A 17,726-nucleotide genomic window follows, 5' to 3' on the forward strand; every position below is an offset into this window, starting at 1 on the left:
CGTCAATGATCAAAAACTCAGGAAAGCTCGGGAGCCACTTCAATTGCCCGACCCGCTGCAGGTTTTACCCACAGCAGATAAGCCACAACCAGCATGAGAATCCAGACCACACCTACCATTAGCGCGGCTTGTGTCTCAGGGAAGTAACCCAGTACGCCGAAGATAAACACCATGAACACAATGGCGGCAATCGGCGCATACGGCCAGAACGGCACCGGGAACTTGAGTTCGGCCACTTGTTCACGGGTCATGGAACGACGCATGGCCACCTGGGTGACCAGAATCATCAGCCATACCCATACCGTGGCAAAGGTCGCAATCGAGGCGATTACCAAAAAGATGTTTTCCGGGATCAGGTAGTTAAGCACCACACCCACCAGCAAGGTGGCGCCCATTACCAGCACGGTCATCCACGGCACGCCGTGTCTGGAAATTTTGGCAAAGCCCTTGGGCGCCTGCCCTTGCTGGGCCAGCCCGTACATCATGCGGCCTGCACCGAAGATGTCGCTGTTGATCGCCGACACTGCCGCCGAGATCACCACAATATTGAGGATGGTGGCCGCCGAGCTGATACCCAGACTGTCAAAGATCTGCACAAACGGGCTGCCCTGGCTGCCGATCTGAGTCCACGGGTAAATGGCCATCAGTACAAACAGAGTCAGTACATAGAACAGCAGAATGCGCAGCGGCACCGCGTTGATCGCTTTAGGGATCACACGCTGCGGGTCTTTGGCTTCGCCAGCGGTGATACCAATGATTTCAATGCCGCCAAAGGCAAACATCACCACGGCAAACGAGGCGATCAAACCGCCCACGCCATTGGGCATGAAGCCGCCGAAGGACCACAGGTTGCTGATGCCGGTCGCCACCGCATCGGAGCTGCCCGAGGTGCCAATACCAAACAGCATGATGCCGAAGCCGGCCAGGATCATCGCCACGATGGCAGCAACCTTGAGCAGCGACAGCCAGAACTCCATTTCACCGAAGACTTTAACGCTGCACAGGTTCAGGCCGCCAATCAGCAGCACGATACCCAGCACCCAGATCCAGCGCGCCACTTCCGGGAACCAGAAGCCCATGTAAATACCGAACGCGGTGACATCGGCCAGACACACGATGATCATCTCGAAGGCATAGGTCCAGCCGAGAATAAAGCCCGACATGGGCCCCAGATAGGTGCTGGCGTAGTGACCGAAGGAACCGGACACCGGATTGTGCACGGCCATTTCGCCCAGTGCGCGCATGACCATGAAGACCGCCGCGCCACCAATCAGGTAAGCCAGCAGCACAGCAGGTCCAGCCATCTGGATGGCAGCAGCTGAACCATAGAAAAGACCCGTCCCGATCGCTGAACCCAGCGCCATGAAACGGATGTGGCGAGCGGAAAGCCCGCGTTTCAAACCTTGAGTCTGGTTTTGCATTTCGCGTCCTTGATTATTTTTGTCGGCGAAAACAGAGACGCAGAGAGCCCGTAGGCCCTCTGCGTTTTTTTGGATTACAGGCTTGGCAGAACGTGTGCAGGCAGCAGTGCGTTCAGGCAACGGGACGCCAGCAGTTGCATGGCGATTTCGATGTCCGGCGCGAAGAAACGGTCTTTTTCATAATGCGCGACTTTGCTGCGCAGGGTGGTGCGAGCGATTTCCAGCTTGGCGGACGTTTTCAGGCCATCACGCAGATCCAGGCCCTGGCACGCGGCCAGCCATTCAATGGCCAGAACACCGCGAACGTTTTCGGCCATTTCCCACAGACGCTTGCCCGCAGAAGGCGCCATCGATACGTGGTCTTCCTGGTTGGCCGAGGTAGGAATGCTGTCCACGCTATGCGGGTGGGACAACGCCTTGTTCTCGCTGGCCAGGGCCGCAGCCGTCACCTGGGCGATCATGAAACCGGAGTTGACGCCGCCATTGGCCACCAGGAACGGCGGCAGTTGCGACATGTGCTTGTCCATCATCAACGAGATGCGACGCTCACTCAGCGAACCGATTTCGGCAATGGCCAGGGCCATGTTGTCGGCTGCCATCGCCACTGGTTCGGCGTGGAAGTTACCGCCAGAGATCACGTCGCCCTGTTCGGCAAATACCAGCGGGTTATCCGACACTGCGTTGGCTTCAATGCCCAGCACTTCGGCGGCCTGACGGAACTGGGTCAGGCAGGCGCCCATGACTTGTGGCTGGCAGCGCAAGGAGTACGGGTCTTGTACCTTGTCGCAGTTTTTGTGCGACTCGGACACTGCGCTGCTGGTGCCCAGCAGATCGCGATAAATCGCCGCCGCGTCGATTTGACCGCGTTGGCCGCGGGCAGCATGAATGCGTGGGTCGAACGGCGAGCGCGAACCCAGAACGGCTTCAACGGTCAGGCCGCCACAGGCCATCGCAGCGGCAAACAGGTCTTCGCCTTCAAACAGACCGCGCAGAGCGTAGGCCGTCGATACTTGAGTACCGTTAAGCAGGGCCAGGCCTTCCTTGGCAGCCAGGGTCAGCGGCTCAAGACCGGCTTGTTTCAAGGCAGTGACGGCATCCAGCCACTCGCCTTTGTAACGGGCCTTGCCTTCACCCAGCAGCACCAGGGACATATGCGCCAGGGGTGCCAGATCGCCCGATGCGCCCACCGAACCTTTGAGCGGAATATGCGGGTAAACCTCGGCATTGATCAGGGCGATCAATGCGTCGATGACCACGCGACGAATCCCGGAGAAACCACGGCTCAGGCTGTTGACCTTGAGCACCATGATCAGGCGCACCAGGTCATCGCTGATCGGTTCGCCGATACCGGCGGCGTGGGACAGCACCAGCGAACGCTGGAGGTTTTCCAGGTCTTCACTGGCGATTTTGGTCGAAGCCAACAAGCCAAAACCTGTATTGATACCGTAGGTGGTGCGGTTATCGGCAAGGATCTGCTCAACGCACGCCACGCTGGCATCGATCTGCGCCGAGGCGCTCGCGTCCAGGCTGAGGGTAACCGGCTGCTGATAAATGTCACGCAGTTGGGCAAGGCTCAGTTGGCCGGGGATCAGGTTTAACTCAAGCACGTTAATACTCCTTCACGCGTGTTACCGAAATTATAGAAATCTTTAACAACCATGTGGGAGCGAGCCTGCTCGCGAAGGCCGTTCGCGAGCAGGCTCGCTCCCACGGGAGACCAGAGGTCAGCCGTTGATCATCGGCAGGTTCAGGCCCTGCTCGTTGGCGCAATCGATGGCGATGTCGTAACCGGCATCGGCGTGACGCATTACACCGGTGGCCGGGTCGTTGTGCAGGACACGGGCGATGCGCTCAGCCGCTTCGTCGGTACCGTCACACACGATCACCATGCCCGAATGCTGGGAGAAGCCCATGCCGACGCCGCCGCCGTGGTGCAGCGACACCCAGGTCGCGCCGCTGGCAGTATTGAGCAAGGCATTGAGCAGTGGCCAGTCGGACACGGCATCCGAACCGTCCTGCATGGCTTCGGTTTCGCGGTTCGGGCTGGATACCGAGCCGGAGTCCAGGTGGTCGCGGCCGATCACGATCGGGGCCTTCAGCTCGCCGCTGCGCACCATTTCGTTGAACGCCAGGCCCAGCTTGGCACGCTGGCCCAGGCCGACCCAGCAGATACGTGCCGGCAGCCCCTGGAAGCTGATGCGCTCGCGCGCCATGTCCAGCCAGTTGTGCAGGTGAGCGTCGTCGGCGATCAGCTCCTTGACCTTGGCATCGGTCTTGTAGATATCTTCGGCATCCCCCGACAGCGCGACCCAGCGGAACGGCCCTACACCACGGCAGAACAGTGGGCGGATATAAGCAGGGACAAAACCCGGGAAGTCGAAGGCGTTTTCTACGCCAACTTCTTTAGCCATCTGACGGATGTTGTTGCCGTAGTCGAAGGTCGGCACGCCAGCTTTCTGGAATGCCAGCATCGCTTCAACGTGCTCACCCATTGACGCTTTGGCAGCTTTGATCACAGCAGCCGGATCGGTCACGGCGCGGTCGCGGTACTGCTCCCAGGTCCAGCCTTTTGGCAGGTAGCCATTCAGCGGGTCGTGGGCGCTGGTCTGGTCGGTGACCATGTCCGGGCGCACACCACGGCGAACCATTTCTGGCAGCAGTTCAGCAGCGTTGCCGCACAGGGCAATGGAAATCGCTTTGCCTTCAGCGGTGTATTTGGCAATACGCGCCAGTGCGTCATCCAGGTCCGCGGCTTGCTCGTCGACATAACGGGTGGCCAGACGGAAATCGATACGGCTTTGCTGGCATTCGATGTTCAGCGAGCAGGCACCGGCCAGAGTTGCTGCCAGTGGTTGGGCGCCGCCCATGCCGCCCAGGCCTGCGGTCAGTACCCACTTGCCGACCAGGCTGCCGTTGTAGTGCTGGCGACCGGCCTCGACGAAGGTTTCGTAGGTGCCCTGGACGATGCCCTGGCTGCCGATGTAGATCCAGCTGCCGGCGGTCATCTGGCCGTACATGGCCAGGCCCTTGGCGTCGAGTTCGTTGAAGTGCTCCCAGGTGGCCCAGTGCGGTACCAGGTTGGAGTTGGCGATCAGTACCCGTGGCGCGTTGCTGTGGGTTTTGAACACGCCGACCGGCTTGCCCGATTGCACCAGCAGGGTTTCGTCATCGTTTAGGTTGGTCAGGCTTTCGACGATTTTGTCGTAGCACTCCCAGTTGCGCGCTGCCCGGCCAATACCGCCATACACCACCAGTTCAGTCGGGTTCTCGGCCACTTGCGGGTCGAGGTTGTTCATCAGCATCCGCAGGGGTGCTTCGGTCATCCAGCTTTTGGCAGTGAGCTGGGTGCCGCGGGCGGCGCGGATCTCACCATCACGGTGACGGGTGAACTCGGCAGGCGATTTTGGGGTAGTTGAAGTCACGGGTAACTCCTCAGCGTTGGGCAGATGCGTCGGGTGTGAGAAGAGGATCGACGCACACTTATGTACTTGTACATACAAGCATATGCAAGTTAGCGGCCAATCTGAAAATTTTCCTGATGAAAAAGCTGCAAGCCACGGAAATAAAGGTGCGCAACCGCAAGAGAAGGTTCTTGGTGAAGAGGGAGAAATTAGCGAGGGGTGTTACTGAAGTAGATGTGTGCGCTGATTTGGGGCGTTTGGTAACGCATGTGTTCTGTGGGAGCGGGCTTGCTCGCGATCGCATCACTGCGACCCGCCAATAAACCGAGTCACCTGCATCGCGAGCAAGCCCGCCCCCACCTGATCAGGACGGTGTCAGACCGCGCTCAACTCAATCACGCAACACAGCCCGGTTAGCGTGATTTCCAGCAACTCGCGATTGCCGCTTAGTTGCAGGCAGTCGTAGCGGCCCAGGTGTTCATGGCAGGTGTTACCCAGGCCAACATGCACCTGCTCGCCCGCACTGAACACCAATACGGTCTGCGCCGAACTGAACAGGCGTTGCGGCACGGTTGCATCCAGCCATTGCAGACGTGCTGCGTAGCGCTGCGGGGCGTAGATCAGGTTGAAGTCACGGATCGGCCCATCAATCAGGGTGCAGGAGACGGTGCTTTCACCCTTGAACGCAAATGCATCAAAGGGTAACAGTGCCCGCGTGCTCGCCCCGTCAACTTGCAAGTTCATGCCCGCGCCTTGCAGCACGCTGATAATCCGCTGATAACCCTCAAAACGCGAAAAGCCGCCTGATTCGCCAATATCGGCAATCGACAGGCGCCAGCCAAAACCGACAAGGCCTTCACCTGCGTCACGGGTGATTTCTTCAGTGCTGCCGCCGCCGTTTTTCCACGGCATGCGTGGATAATCGACGGCACGTAAAACAACGGGCTGGCTCATTTATTGAAGCGTCCTTCAAGACGATGACGGGAACCGGGGTGGATCAGCCGGGCGGCGGTCACAGGCTGACGGCCCGACCAGGTGCGGCGGCGAATCAGCAGGCACGGCTCGCCTGGCTCGATTTGCAGCAACTTGCACTCTTTGGGGTCAGCCAGAATCGCTTCGACCACATGCTCGCCTTCGGTCAGCGGTGCGACCTGAGACAAATAGGCATACGGTGTTTGCAGGGTGAAATCCTGCTTGAGGTAGTCCGGCGCCACCTGTGCATTCACGAAACGGTCTTCAATTTGCACGGCAATCCCGTTTTCGTAATGCACGATCAGGGAATGAAAGACCTTTTGCCCTTCACGCATATCGAGCACGGCGGCGCGTTCCGAGCCGGCCATTTCTTCACCCAGGCTGATGACCTTGCAGGTGTGAGTGTGCCCGCGGGCAGCAATTTCATCAGCGATGTTGTTGACTTCAAACAGCGCGGACTGTGTCTTGGGCTCGGCCACAAAGGTACCGACACCCTGCATGCGCACCAGCAAGCCGTCGGCGGTCATTTCACGCAGCGCACGGTTGATGGTCATGCGGCTGAAACCCAGCTGGGTCACCAGTTCGCTTTCAGATGGCACACGGTAATGCGGCGGCCAGTTTCCACTCTGGATCTGTTGAGTGATCATTTGCTTTACGCGGGCGTAAAGCGGGGCCGGGCTGTCGCCCATGTGGGCGGCCAGCGGGGACACGACAGGCGGAGTCGACACAGGCAATCCTTGTTCATGAGTAAAGGGCGTAGCTTGCCGGAGTTTACCGGGCAGGCAAACGTCTGTATATGTATATACAAATAACAAGCTTTGGGGTACCGAACCGATGTCTGTCTTCTTTGCCGAGCGCGCCCTGCTACCGACTGGCTGGTCTGCCAATGTCCGAATCGAGGTGGGTGCCGATGGTCGCCTGACACAAATTACAGCCAATGCCGACGCGCACGGGGCAGAACGTTTGAGCGGCCCGCTGTTGCCGGGCATGCCGAACCTGCACTCTCACGCGTTCCAGCGGGCCATGGCCGGTTTGGCCGAAGTGGCGGGCAACCCCAATGACAGCTTCTGGACGTGGCGCGACTTGATGTATCGGCTCGTCGGAAAAATCAGGCCTGAACAACTCGGCGTCATTGCCCGTCAGTTGTACATCGAGATGCTCAAGGCCGGTTACACCTCGGTGGCGGAATTCCATTATGTCCATCACGATCTGTCAGGGCAGCCCTATACCAACCCGGCTGAGCTGGCACTGCGAATTAGCGAAGCTGCACGCTCCACCGGCATTGGCCTGACGTTGCTGCCGGTACTTTATAGCCACTCGGGTTTTGGCGGCCAGGCACCCAACGACGGTCAGCGGCGGTTTATCAACAGCACCGAGCAATACCTCAAATTGCAGCAACAGCTCAAGCCGCTACTGGCGCAACAGCCAGCGCAGACCCTGGGGCTGTGTTTTCACTCGTTACGCGCCGTTACTCCCGGGCAAATAAACGCAGTGCTGGGCGCCAGCGACACAACCTGCCCGGTGCATATCCATATTGCCGAGCAACAAAAGGAAGTCGACGACTGCCTGAGCTGGAGCGGCAAGCGTCCGATCCAGTGGCTATATGACAATGTCGAAGTCGATTCGCGCTGGTGCCTGGTGCATGCCACCCACGCCAACGCAGACGAAGTTCAACTGATGGCGCAGAGCAAGGCCGTCGCCGGATTGTGCCTGACCACTGAAGCCAATCTGGGTGACGGTATTTTCCCGGCGGTGGATTACCTCGCTCAAGGCGGGCGCATGGGCATCGGTTCGGACAGCCATGTGTCACTGAGCGTGGTCGAGGAACTGCGCTGGCTGGAGTACGGCCAACGTTTGCGCGACCAACGCCGCAACCGGATGTATCGCAGTGATCAGCCGATGGTCGGGCGTACGCTGTACGACGCCGCCCTGGCGGGTGGTGCACAAGCGATGGGGCAAGCAGTCGCTGGCTTGGCCGTTGGTCAACGCGCCGACTGGCTGGTGCTTGACGGCAACGACCCGTACCTGGCCACCGCACAGGACGACGCCATTCTAAACCGCTGGTTGTTTGCCGGCGGCGACCGCCAGATACGCAACGTGATGGTTAACGGCCAATGGGTAGTTCGCGACGGGCATCATGCCGATGAAGAGGCCAGCTGCCGCAACTTCACCCGTGTGCTACGCGAGTTGTTGGGGTAGGTGCATAACACCTTGTGGGAGCGGGCTTGCTCGCGATGGCTACGACGCGGTCTATCTGTCAAACCACGGCGATCCAATCGCGAGCAAGCCCGCTCCCACAACACCCACAGGTAGTTGGATTACAGACCGTTCAGATGCTTCGCAGCCCAATCGCGAACCTCGGCATAGGGATAATTTTCCAACGCTGCAAACCCCGGAATGGCCCGCGCTTTCATCTTGGTGAACATCGGCACACTGATCCCGCATAAAAACCGGGTCAGGCGTTCTGCCGGGGGATAACTTCCTGCGTATTCCTGATGCCTGTGGATAAATACGCCACACAGTACTTCAACGTTTTTATCCACAAGCGGCGCCAGCGCGGGGGCCTCCGGTAAACGCGCCACCTGCCCTGCGCATACCGAGCAATGCCCGCACTGCCGAGGTGCCTGGTCATCGCCAAAATACCGGGCCAGTCGGTAGCTCAGACAGGTATCACTGGCAAACAGCGCCAGCATTGCGTGAATCCGCTTGATCTCGCCGCTCTCGTGGGCACAGAAGTAAGCATGCAGCTCCTGGCTTAATGCCTCGGCATCAAAATCGCTCACCAGCAGGCTGTAGACCTCGCTCATCTGCTTGCTTTCAAGCTCGATCCAACCCTTCTCCTGAAAATAATCCAGCGCCTTGACCACCCGATTGCGATCGGCCTGATGCTGCCCGTACAGGGTGTCGAAATTTACCGTGGCCCAGGTTCTGGCGCGGGTGGAGGTCTGAATGATGGCCGAGACAAATTGCTGACGTTCACCTTCGAATTTGGCCAGTAATACCTCGGGCTCGATCAGGAATTTGAAACGATACTCGGCAAAGTAGGCATAGCGCGGTGCTATCAAGCCGCGCAACTCCAGCTGCACCAGCAAGGTTTTAAGTGGTAGCTGACGAATATTGCTCTGATCGGACAACGGCAGCAGCATAAATTCCCACTGCCCTTCAGGTATTGCCCCACGCAACTCCTCAAGTACACAGCGAATACCCGCAAGCTCGGGCGTGTCGCCATACACAAAGTTTTCCAGCACGTTAAGGCTGTCGCGGTTGGCCAGCACCAGACAGTCGGAGGGCTGGCCATCACGCCCGGCGCGACCGATTTCCTGGCTATAGTTTTCAATCGATTTGGGCAGGTCGAAATGCACCACATTGCGGATATCGCTTTTATCGATACCCATCCCGAAGGCGATGGTGGCGACGATGCAGTTCAGCTGCCCGCCCATGAACTGGCGCTGAATGCCCTCGCGCTGCTCATGGGGCAAACCGGCGTGATAAGCATTGGCACTGATACCGTGCTGGCTGAGGTGCTCGGCAATCTGCTCGGCGGTCCGTTGCAATGTGACATAGACGATGCTCGGCTGGCCGATGCGCCCGTTCATCCACTGCACCAGGCGCTGGCGCTTTGCCGCGCCGCTGACCGGCTCAACCCACAGGTTGAGGTTGGCGCGATAGAAGCCGGTGGTGATCACATCCGTCTCGGCAATCGCGAACTTGGCCTGCATGTCCGCGATCACATTGGGCGTGGCGGTCGCTGTAAGCAGCAAGGCTTGGGGGATATTGAACTGGCGCTGGTAGTCTGGAAGTTTCAGATAATCAGGGCGAAAGTTATGCCCCCATTCAGAAATACAGTGGGCTTCATCCACCACCAGCAGTGAAATCGGTACTTGCTGCAAAAAGTTACGGAAGCGCTCGTTTTTCAAGCGCTCGACCGAAATCATCAGGATCTTCAATTCGCCCGCTTTGGCCCGGGCCATCACGGCACTGGCGTCCTCACGACTTTGCGCGGAATCAATACTGGCGGCGGCAATGCCGTGGCGCTGCAAAAAAGCCAGTTGGTCCTGCATAAGAGCCAACAGCGGCGAAACCACCAGCGTCAGGTGGGGCAACAGCAGCGCCGGCAGTTGATAACACAACGACTTGCCCGAGCCCGTGGGGAAAATCGCTGCCGCCGAACGCCCGGCCAAAACAGCACTGACCACCGCCTCTTGCCCGGCACGAAATTGTGGATAACCGAAAACCTGTTCCAGGGTGTTGTACATCACTGTCACTCCATTGACCGCCACACGCGCAAAACTTTAACGCCAAGTTTGCAGACGATCGAGAAAAGGTTGGGGGCAAATTGAGAGAGGATGATACAGGTGTGTTTTGAAATTACCCGATATCACTAGTGCAGACGCTTCTTCGCGGCGATATAGACAGCATTGTCATCACGACGACCGACACCAAGCACCAGAACTATCAGACGGTTATCAATCACTTCATACACCAGCCTCACCCCGCTGGCACGCAGCTTTATTTTGTAACAGTTCGGCATATTCCTGAGCCCGGCGGCTGGAACCTTTGGGGACAACAAACGGCACTTGAGCTTCTTTAGTAGCTGGATCTGGAGCACCTTATCCAGCTTTTCCAGCTCCTTTTTTGCTTCAATTTCGAACTCAAGGGTATAAGTCTTGATTGCATCTGCCTGCGACTCAGTTTTTCTCGGCAGTTGCGATGAGCTCATCAATTTCGACCTTGATTGTAGGATTGCCACGCCGCTCTTTGACCAACCTGGCCAATTCAGCGTCGTCGATCATCTCCAGCAACAGCTCGTAGCGCTCAGGGGAAAGAATATAAAACGCAGGTTCGTTACGATTGAGAATGACCATTGGGTCACCACCGCTTTCACGATAAGTACCCATAGGGTCTTTTTTCAGATCTGTTACTGACGCAGCGACTTTAGCGAGCATGGCGAATGTCATGATATGGCCTCATGCCTATGTATACGGAAAGACTCATCTGCTAAATCTGTAAGCTGCTGAGCCAACACAATCAAGCACTAAAAATAGCACTTTTAACAGCGCCATAAAAGACACTCCAACAAACGCTCACACTGAAAATCGGGACAATGAATAATGAACCTCGCCCCAGACCTCCCGGATACCCCAACCCTGCGTGAGCTGCTGCAGCTGCTGCACGAAGAAATCGGCTTGCCGGAACACAAGACCATCAGCCTCAAGACCGCGATCAATGCTGATTTGGGCTGCAATGGCGCGGATGCCCAGCATTTGATAGAAGCCCTGGAAGAACGTTTTGGCCTGGAACTGGCGGACTACGATGCCTATCGCTATTTCCAGCCCGCCGGTAATGACCCGCACCTCAAGCGCAAGGCCAAGGGTCGGGAAAGCAAAGTACCGCTGACCATCGGTATGCTCTACGCGGCGATCTGCAGCGGACAGTGGGATACCCAAGGCCTGGAGGCCTAGGCATGTGGGAGCAGGCTTGCTCGCGATGCAGACGCTGCGGTTTTGTCTGATTCACCGCCGCGATGCCATCGCGAGCAAGCCCGCTCCCACAGGATGTATACCCACAGAAAAATTCAGGCACAAAAAAGCCGCCTTTTCAGGCGGCTTTTTTGTGGATCAACACACTGACCGAATACTTACGCCTTCGGGCCGGCTGCCTTGATCGCGTCGCTGACGTCGAACTTCTTGAAGTTCTCTACGAACAGGCCAGCCAATGCTTTGGCAGCTTCGTCGTAGGCAGTTTTGTCAGCCCAGGTGTTGCGCGGGTTGAGCAGAACAGTCTCAACGCCCGGTACGGCTTTAGGCACGTCCAGGTTGATGATGTCCAGGTGCTCGGTTTCAGCGCCGATCAGAGCACCGCTCTGGATCGCAGCAATCACCGCACGGGTGGTCGGGATGTTGAAGCGCTTGCCAACGCCGTAGCCACCGCCGGTCCAGCCGGTGTTAACCAGGTACACCTTGGAGCCGAAGCCACGGATGCGCTTGATCAGCAGCTCTGCGTATTCACCGGCCGGACGCGGGAAGAACGGTGCGCCAAAGCAGGTGGAAAAAGTCGACTTGATGCCGCTGCCTGAACCCATTTCAGTCGAGCCCACCAGTGCGGTGTAGCCAGACAGGAAGTGGTAGGCCGCTTGCTCTTCGCTGAGGATCGACACAGGTGGCAGTACGCCTGTCAGGTCGCAGGTCAGGAAGATCACAGCGTTTGGTTCGCCGCCCAGGTTCTTCTCGGAACGCTTGGCAACGTGCTCCAGCGGGTAAGCGGCGCGGCTGTTCTGGGTCAGGCTGACATCGGCATAGTCAGGGTGACCGGCAGCGTCGAGCACAACGTTTTCCAGAACAGCGCCGTGCTTGATGGCTTTCCAGATAACCGGCTCGTTCTTCTCCGACAGGTCGATGCACTTGGCATAGCAACCGCCTTCGATGTTGAACACCACACCCTCGCCCCAGCCGTGTTCGTCGTCACCGATCAGGTAACGGCTTTCATCGGCGGACAGGGTGGTTTTACCGGTGCCGGACAGACCGAAGAACAGGGTCACGTCGCCTTCTTCGCCAATGTTGGCAGCGCAGTGCATCGGCAGTACGTCAGCAGCAGGCAGCAGGAAGTTCTGTACCGAGAACATGGCTTTTTTCATTTCACCGGCGTAACGCATGCCGGCGATCAGCACTTTTTTCTGGGCGAAGTTGATGATCACGCAACCGTCAGAGTTGGTGCCATCACGCTCAGGCACGCACTCGAAGTTGGCCACGTTAAGCACTTGCCACTCATCACGACCGGCTGGGTTGTATTTAGCCGGGTTGATGAACAGGCAACGACCGAACAGGTTCTGCCAGGCAGTCTGGGTGGTCATTTTCACGGCCAGGTAGTGGTCTTCGGAAGCACCTACATGCACGTGGGAAACGAAATGCTCTTGCGCGTTGTTGAACGCCTCGACGCGGTCCCACAGGGCATCGAACTTGTCGGCCGGGAACTTGCGGTTGATCGGGCCCCAGGCAATGGCAGCCTGAGTGGACGGTTCTTCAACAATGAAGCGGTCAGCCGGCGAACGGCCTGTACGGTGGCCAGTTTCGACAACCAGTGCGCCATTGTCGGCAAGCACGCCTTCACCACGGTTCAGGGCTTCTTTGACCAGATCGTCGATGCTCAGATCGGTGTACACGGCGTTATTAGCTTGCGTCATGAGGTTCCCCGTCGGCCATTGGCCGAGTGCGCCAAACGTTTTGTAGTAGAAAAGTTTGCACTACTACCGCGAAAAAAGTGGGCCGGATTATGCCAGAAAACCCCAAAAAGAGTAGGCCCCACCTGTCAGAACCGCGCAAGAACGGGCTTTGACAGGTGTTTTACCTGAGCTGAAACGTTTTAGTGATGAGTGCCTGAAGGGGATTCAACACCTGCGCCAGCGAACAATTGATCGACATCTGCTGCATCAAACAGGTAACGCTCGTTGCAGAACTGGCAATCGATTTCGATATGACCGCCATGCTCGGTCACCAGATTGAGCGCATCGGCATGACCCAGGCTGGTCAGGGCATTGCCCGAACGCTCACGGGAGCAACTGCACTTGAATTCAATGGCCTGATTATCAAACAGGCGCACGGTTTCTTCGTGATACAAACGGTGCAGGATGGTCTCGTTATCCAGCCCCAGCAGCTCTTCTGATTTGAGCGTATCGCCCAGCATCAGCAGGCGGTCCCAGCTGTCGACGCGCTCGTCTTCATCCTTGACCACATCGGCAGGCAACTGCTGCAGGAACATGCCCCGCGCACGCTGGCCATCAGCAACCAGCCAGAAGCGGGTCGGCACTTGCTCGGACATCACGAAGTAATTGGTGAAGCAGTCAGCCAGGGTTTCGCCGTTCAGGTCCACGATGCCCTGGTAGCGCTTGCCGACCACCGGATCGATGGTAATGGCCAGTACGCCGTTGGGCAGCAGGTCAGCCAGCGTGGCATCGGCAGCAATTTGGTCGGCGTCAAAACGGGCCAGGCCGCGTATTTCCCGGTCGCTGGTGCATTCGATCATCAGCAGCGGCACCGGGCCTTCGGAACGGGCCTGCAGGCTCAGCAAGCCATCGATTTTCTGGTTGCCCACCAGCAACGCAGCCGCAGCCATCAGCTCGCCCAGCAATTGCTGGACCGGCTGTGGATAAGCGTGCTTGGCCAACACGTCAGCGTAGCTGTGCTCCAACGAGGCCAGTTCGCCGCGGGCGTCGCTGGTATCGAACATAAAGCGTTGTGTGGCATCGGTTTTGTGTAAGTCGGACATAAGAATAGAGTTCTGAATTGGTGACAAAATGTGTAAGCGCCATTAAATATCGTGCAGGTCTGATGACCCTATATGGCGCCATACCTGAATGATTACAAGCTATGCAGCCACGGACTCGACGTACGGCTTGCGGGCCCTGGCCAGCTCACTCGCCCCCACTGGCGTCATGAAACTGATGCAGTTGGCGCCGCTGCTTCTTGGTCGGTTTGCCATCAGTCGTGATGCCCATGGCCCCGGATTTGCGCATGGCAGCCGCGTTTTCGCGCTTGGCGATGCTTTGTTCGGTTTCGGCGTACAGCAATTGGGCTTCAGGGGCGCCACGGCGGACCACAGACAGCGCTTTGACTTCGACAGTGCGCTCTTCAAGGCCAACACGAATTTGCAGTTCATCGCCCAGGCGAGGTTCTTTGCTCGGCTTGCAGCGCTCACCCCGGCAATGCACCTTGCCGCTTTCAATCGCGGCCTTGGCCAGTGCCCGGGTCTTGTAAAAACGCGCCGCCCAGAGCCACTTATCCAGGCGAACCTTGTCGTCCTCTTCCTGCTTTTGCGCCACTGGAATTCCTCTTCACTTGAATAGTCAGAACTGTACTACTACTTGCAATGAACAACTGAAGCATTCGCCCCGATAGAATGCCTGCCTGCCGAGTAGCGGACACGCAGATAACTGTCGCCATTTGCTGAATATTCTGCGTGAATGCTCTTTGTACATTGCCAAATCGGCATCGCCGATTGCTTTACCTGCAGGGTTCCTCCTGCGGCCTGAATACGTTAATCGCTGGTTACTTATATTGAAGACTTTTGATCACTTGACCGTTGTCGGTCTGCGCGAGTGGGTGGCGCTTCCCGATTTGGGAGTCGCCGGCCTGCGCGCGAAAATCGACACCGGTGCCAGTACTTCCAGCCTGCACGCTACCGAAATCGAGCCTTTTGTGCGCGACGGTGTCGAGTGGGTACGTTTCAATGCCCACCTGGGCACCCTGGTACAACTGCGTCACCGTCACTGTGAAGCGCCTTTGGTGGCAATTAAAACCATTAAAAGCTCCAATGGCCACACCCAGGTTCGCTATGTGATCCGCACCGGCCTGGCGCTGGGTGATAGGGTCTGGCCGGTCGAGTTCACCCTCGCCTGCCGCAAATCGATGCGTTATCGCTTGTTGCTGGGCTCAAAAGCGTTGATCGACGGCCAATTGGTCGTCAACCCTGCACTAAAATATGTACAAGACAAGCCGGAATTCCCGGTCACTACTACCTCTGCCACAGGTGTTGCATGAAGATCGCTGTGCTGTCGCGTAACCCGCGTCTGTATTCCACTCGTCGTCTGGTTGAAGCCGGTACCGAACGAGGCCATGAGATGGTAGTGATCGATACCCTGCGCGCCTATATGAACATAGCCAGTCATAAGCCGCAGATTCACTATCGCGGCAAGCCGCTGGAAGGCTTTGATGCTGTGATCCCGCGCATTGGCGCGTCAGTCACGTTCTATGGCTGCGCAGTGCTGCGCCAGTTTGAAATGATGGGCGTGTTTCCGCTCAACGAATCGGTGGCAATTGCTCGCTCGCGGGACAAATTACGTTCGTTGCAGCTGTTGTCCCGGCGTGGCCTGGGTTTGCCGGTAACCGGTTTTGCCCACTCGCCGGATGATATTCCCGACCTCATCGAAATGGTCAACGGCGCCCCGCTGGTCATCAAGGTGCTGGAAGGCACCCAGGGCATCGGCGTGGTGCTGTGTGAAACCGCTACCGCCGCCGAGTCGGTGATTGAGGCCTTTATGGGCCTCAAGCAAAACATCATGGTGCAGGAATACATCAAGGAGGCCGGGGGTGCCGATATTCGCTGCTTCGTGGTCGGTGACAAGGTGATCGCGGCCATGAAACGCCAGGCCAAACCTGGAGAGTTCCGCTCCAACCTTCACCGGGGCGGCAGCGCCAGCCTGATCAAGATCACCCCCGAAGAGCGCATGACCGCCATTCGTGCGGCCAAGGTCATGGGGCTGAGTGTGGCGGGTGTCGATATCCTGCGCTCCAACCACGGCCCGCTGGTGCTGGAGGTCAACTCATCGCCAGGCCTGGAAGGCATTGAAACCACCACCGGCAAGGATGTGGCCGGGATTATCATCCAGCACCTGGAAAAAAACAGCAGCCCGCATATGACCCGGACCAAGGGCAAAGGCTGACAGCGCATCAACCCTTGGGTGAGCAGACTTGTTGTGGGAGCGGGCAAGCCCGCTCCCACAGGGTCAAAGCTATACCGCCCCTCTTGGCAACATAAGCCCCAGCGGCAAACGTACACGGGCTTCAAGCCCTCCGCCGCTGCGGTTACGCAGCTCGACATTGCCACCATGCATGGAGGCAATCCGCTTGACGATCGCCAGCCCCAGCCCCGTACCTTTACCGCCACGGGCACGGTCACCGCGGATAAACGGGTTGAAGATATCTTCCAGCTCCGCAGGATCAATCCCTGCCCCCCGGTCCATCACGCTCAGCACCACATACGGCGCGCTGACATCACCCGATACGTAAGCCGCAACCTCCACGTCTTCGCCAGCATGGTGCAAGGCATTGCCGATCAGGTTGTTGAGCAAACGCTTCATCGATACCCGACGTAGCGCAAACGGCTGAATCGGCTGCAGACGCAGGCGCACCTGCTCTCCGTTCTGGTTATAGGGTGCCACCACTTCACGGATCAATTCACACAGATCAACCTCTTCAACCGGCTCGTCACGGCCGTCACGGATAAAGGCCAGGAACTGGTCGAGAATCGCGTCCATGTCCTCAATATCACGCACCATGTCGTCGGTCAGGTCGTTGTGGTTGCCCATCAGCTCCAGAGACAGACGCAAACGGGTCAGCGGGGTGCGCAGGTCATGGGACACGCCTGCAAGCATCAGTTCTCGCTCGCGGCCCGCCTGTTCGACGTCTTCAGCCATCTGATTGAAGGCGCTGTACACCTCCGTCATTTCGCTGGGCGTGTCGCCGACAGGCAAGCGCACGCTGCGCCCCTGCCCCAACTGGCGAGCTGCATACACCAGACGCTTGAGGGGCTGATTGAGCTGGCTGACGAAGATCCACGCCGAAGCAGTGGACAACAAGCCGATGGCTAAAAACCAGCCCAGTACATTCCAGATTTTTTGCCCACGCAGCGGGTGCGGATACAACGGCACTTTCAACCAGCCATCCCCCAGGCTCGGGGCACGCACCCACAGCGCAGGGGATGTGTGCATACGCAAGCGCACCTCTGTATCGGGGCCAAGCTCGGCCTGCATCTGACGCTGATAAATCTCGCTGTAAGGCCAGTGCTGTTCACCCTCGGGTACACCTCCGCCCACGACGCGAACCAAATCAACGGCATCGATGATCTTATTGCGGTTTTCCTCATCGGCGGCCCAATAGGCACGCAGGGTCAGCGCCACGCCGTGGCTGTACTGGCGGTCAACCAGCACGTCCTCGTTCATAAGCAGATAAACCAGCGTCAGGGCCTTGGAAAACAGCACAACAATCAGGACAAGCCAGAGTGTGCGCGAGAAGAAACTTTGGGGGAACCAGACAGGGGTTTTCATAGACAGCCGCTTTTATACTTTGCAGGAGCGAGCCCCGAGGCCCGAAAAAAAGATAAATCGCGAGCCACACGGTACCAGACAGCACCAGTGCGACTCGCTCCTACAAATGATCTG

The 17,726-nt window shown here is 58.0% G+C and carries 16 protein-coding genes; 4 read left to right on the forward strand and 12 right to left on the reverse strand.

All coding sequences use genetic code 11. The features are described 5' to 3' along the window. Positions 1-17: 17 nt before the first annotated feature. The 5 genes from FHL07_RS17005 to hutC all read right to left on the reverse strand — a co-directional run bounded on the left by FHL07_RS17005 (position 18) and on the right by hutC (position 6,483). Entirely contained in the window at positions 18-1,421 is a 1,404-nt protein-coding gene (locus tag FHL07_RS17005) for an amino acid permease (protein WP_095017738.1), read from the reverse strand. A 74-nt stretch (positions 1,422-1,495) separates the two neighbouring features. Then, a complete protein-coding gene (gene hutH / locus FHL07_RS17010) occupies positions 1,496-3,028 on the reverse strand; it encodes a histidine ammonia-lyase (protein WP_138738722.1) in 1,533 nt (510 codons plus the stop codon). Positions 3,029-3,145: 117 nt separating this feature from the next. After that, a complete protein-coding gene (gene hutU / locus FHL07_RS17015) occupies positions 3,146-4,843 on the reverse strand; it encodes a urocanate hydratase (RefSeq protein ID WP_138738723.1) in 1,698 nt (565 codons plus the stop codon). A 354-nt stretch (positions 4,844-5,197) separates the two neighbouring features. Beyond that, positions 5,198-5,776, reverse strand: a complete 579-nt coding sequence (locus FHL07_RS17020) for a HutD/Ves family protein (protein ID WP_095000816.1) — start codon at positions 5,774-5,776, stop codon at positions 5,198-5,200. Next, positions 5,773-6,483, reverse strand: coding sequence for a histidine utilization repressor (gene hutC / locus FHL07_RS17025; protein WP_153326946.1), 711 nt, complete (start codon positions 6,481-6,483; stop codon positions 5,773-5,775). Before hutC ends, FHL07_RS17020 begins: the two co-directional genes overlap by 4 nt. A 145-nt stretch (positions 6,484-6,628) precedes the next feature. On the opposite strand from hutC, the gene FHL07_RS17030 reads away from it, so the two are divergent. Next, a complete protein-coding gene (locus tag FHL07_RS17030; RefSeq protein WP_095031392.1) occupies positions 6,629-7,993 on the forward strand; it encodes a formimidoylglutamate deiminase in 1,365 nt (454 codons plus the stop codon). A gap of 119 nt (positions 7,994-8,112) precedes the next feature. On the opposite strand, the gene FHL07_RS17035 is transcribed toward FHL07_RS17030, so the two are convergent. The 3 genes from FHL07_RS17035 to FHL07_RS17045 all read right to left on the reverse strand — a co-directional run bounded on the left by FHL07_RS17035 (position 8,113) and on the right by FHL07_RS17045 (position 10,752). Beyond that, the gene (locus FHL07_RS17035) at positions 8,113-10,050 is read right to left on the reverse strand and encodes a RecQ family ATP-dependent DNA helicase (RefSeq protein ID WP_138738724.1); all 1,938 of its coding nucleotides are present in this window, start codon (positions 10,048-10,050) and stop codon (positions 8,113-8,115) included. Between the two features lie 125 nt (positions 10,051-10,175). Next, positions 10,176-10,514: a type II toxin-antitoxin system RelE family toxin gene (locus FHL07_RS17040; protein WP_095038729.1), complete on the reverse strand. Its 339-nt coding sequence runs from the start codon at positions 10,512-10,514 to the stop codon at positions 10,176-10,178. Continuing rightward, on the reverse strand, positions 10,483-10,752 hold the full coding sequence (locus FHL07_RS17045; RefSeq protein ID WP_169916159.1) for a type II toxin-antitoxin system Phd/YefM family antitoxin: 270 nt from the start codon (positions 10,750-10,752) through the stop codon (positions 10,483-10,485). Before FHL07_RS17045 ends, FHL07_RS17040 begins: the two co-directional genes overlap by 32 nt. A 153-nt stretch (positions 10,753-10,905) precedes the next feature. Here FHL07_RS17045 and FHL07_RS17050 point away from each other — a divergent pair, with 153 nt between their 5' ends. Then, complete coding sequence (locus tag FHL07_RS17050; RefSeq protein WP_095017744.1) at positions 10,906-11,256, forward strand: DUF1493 family protein; 351 nt, start codon at positions 10,906-10,908, stop codon at positions 11,254-11,256. Between the two features lie 176 nt (positions 11,257-11,432). Here the strand turns inward: FHL07_RS17050 and FHL07_RS17060 are convergent, their stop codons facing one another. The 3 genes from FHL07_RS17060 to FHL07_RS17070 all read right to left on the reverse strand — a co-directional run bounded on the left by FHL07_RS17060 (position 11,433) and on the right by FHL07_RS17070 (position 14,609). Further along, the gene (locus FHL07_RS17060; RefSeq protein ID WP_095017745.1) at positions 11,433-12,974 is read right to left on the reverse strand and encodes a phosphoenolpyruvate carboxykinase; all 1,542 of its coding nucleotides are present in this window, start codon (positions 12,972-12,974) and stop codon (positions 11,433-11,435) included. 179 nt (positions 12,975-13,153) lie between these two features. Next, entirely contained in the window at positions 13,154-14,056 is a 903-nt protein-coding gene (gene hslO / locus FHL07_RS17065) for an Hsp33 family molecular chaperone HslO (RefSeq protein ID WP_095000809.1), read from the reverse strand. Positions 14,057-14,201: 145 nt separating this feature from the next. Beyond that, entirely contained in the window at positions 14,202-14,609 is a 408-nt protein-coding gene (locus tag FHL07_RS17070; protein WP_095000808.1) for an RNA-binding S4 domain-containing protein, read from the reverse strand. A gap of 235 nt (positions 14,610-14,844) precedes the next feature. Here FHL07_RS17070 and rimB point away from each other — a divergent pair, with 235 nt between their 5' ends. Further along, positions 14,845-15,327 (forward strand): retropepsin-like aspartic endopeptidase RimB, encoded by a 483-nt coding sequence (rimB, locus tag FHL07_RS17075; RefSeq protein ID WP_095000807.1) that lies wholly within the window; start codon positions 14,845-14,847, stop codon positions 15,325-15,327. Then, positions 15,324-16,229, forward strand: a complete 906-nt coding sequence (gene rimK / locus FHL07_RS17080; protein ID WP_016783140.1) for a 30S ribosomal protein S6--L-glutamate ligase — start codon at positions 15,324-15,326, stop codon at positions 16,227-16,229. The genes rimB and rimK overlap by 4 nt, the downstream gene beginning before the upstream one ends. Positions 16,230-16,298: 69 nt before the next feature. Here rimK and FHL07_RS17085 read toward each other — a convergent pair whose 3' ends face one another. Further along, complete coding sequence (locus FHL07_RS17085) at positions 16,299-17,612, reverse strand: ATP-binding protein (RefSeq protein ID WP_016783139.1); 1,314 nt, start codon at positions 17,610-17,612, stop codon at positions 16,299-16,301. Positions 17,613-17,726 lie beyond the last annotated feature (114 nt).

Source organism: Pseudomonas sp. FSL W7-0098 (assembly GCF_005930585.1).
In the GTDB taxonomy this organism is placed as follows: domain Bacteria; phylum Pseudomonadota; class Gammaproteobacteria; order Pseudomonadales; family Pseudomonadaceae; genus Aquipseudomonas; species Aquipseudomonas bubulae.